General features: G+C 72.7%; 1 protein-coding gene. It reads left to right on the top strand.

What is annotated here, in order from left to right; all coding sequences use genetic code 11:
* Positions 1-35 precede the first annotated feature (35 nt).
* Positions 36-1,266 (top strand): urease subunit alpha (locus tag AB0J39_RS39610; RefSeq protein ID WP_363474365.1); only part of this gene is annotated, 1,231 nt, incomplete at its 3' end.

Genomic DNA, 1,266 nt, shown 5'->3' with positions numbered 1-1,266 from the left:
GCCGACTTCAACGTCACCAGGTAACCGTCACATCCGTGTGCACGACACATCCGGGTACACGTCATGGCCGGGCCGGCAACCCCGACACCCTCGACGGCGTGGACGTCGTGGTGGGCACCGGCACCGCCATCGTCTCCGGCGAAGGGTTCATCGCGACCGCCGGGGCCGTCGACACGCACGTCCACCTGCTGTCGCCGCGGATCATGGAGGCGTCGCTCGCCTCCGGCGTCACGACGATCATCGGCCAGGAGTTCGGGCCGGTGTGGGGCGTCGGCGTGAACTCCCCCTGGGCCCTGCGGCACGCCTTCAACGCGTTCGACGCCTGGCCCGTCAACATCGGCTTCCTCGCCCGCGGCTCCTCCTCGGGCGACGGCCCGCTGACCGAGGCGCTGGCCGAGGGCGGGGCCTGCGGCTTCAAGGTCCACGAGGACATGGGCGCGCACGCCCGCGCGCTCGACACCGCGCTGCGGGTCGCCGAGGAGTACGACGTGCAGGTCGCCCTGCACACCGACGGCCTCAACGAGTGCCTGTCGGTCGACGACACACTCGCCGTGCTGGAGGGGCGCACCGTCCACGCCTTCCACATCGAGGGCTGCGGCGGCGGGCACGTCCCGGACGTGCTGCGGCTGGCGGGCGTCCCGAACGTGATCGGGTCCTCCACGAACCCCACGCTGCCCTTCGGCAGGGACGCGCTCGCCGAGCACTTCGACATGATCGTCTCCTGTCACGGGCTGAAGACGGACCTGCCCGGCGACGCCGCCCTGGCCCGCGACCGCATCCGCGCCGGCACGATGGGCGCCGAAGACGTGCTGCACGACCTCGGGCTCATCGGGATCACCTCCTCGGACGCCCAGGGCATGGGCCGGGCCGGAGAGACCGTGCGGCGCACGTTCCCGATGGCGGCCAAGATGAAGGCCGAGCGCGGCCCGCTGGACGGCGACCCGGCCGGGCACGACAACGCCCGGGTGCTGCGGTACATCGCCAAGCTCACGATCAACCCCGCGATCGCGCACGGTTTGGCGCACGAGATCGGCTCGATCGAGCCCGGCAAGCTCGCCGACATCGTGCTGTGGCGGCCGGAGTTCTTCGGCGCCAAGCCGCAGCTCGTGCTCAAGGCCGGATTCCCGGCGTACGGGGTGGTGGGCGACCCGAACGCCGCCACCGGCTCCAGCGAGCCGCTGGTCCTCGGCCCGCAGTTCGGGGCGCACGGCGGGACGGCGGCCGACCTGTCGGTGGCCTTCGTCTCCGGCGCCGCGGCGGCCACGG

Source organism: Microbispora sp. NPDC049633, from assembly GCF_040675265.1.
Taxonomy (GTDB): domain Bacteria; phylum Actinomycetota; class Actinomycetes; order Streptosporangiales; family Streptosporangiaceae; genus Microbispora; species Microbispora maris.
The sequence above is the reverse complement of the archived record's forward strand: the minus strand, read 5'-3'. Positions and strand labels throughout refer to the sequence as shown.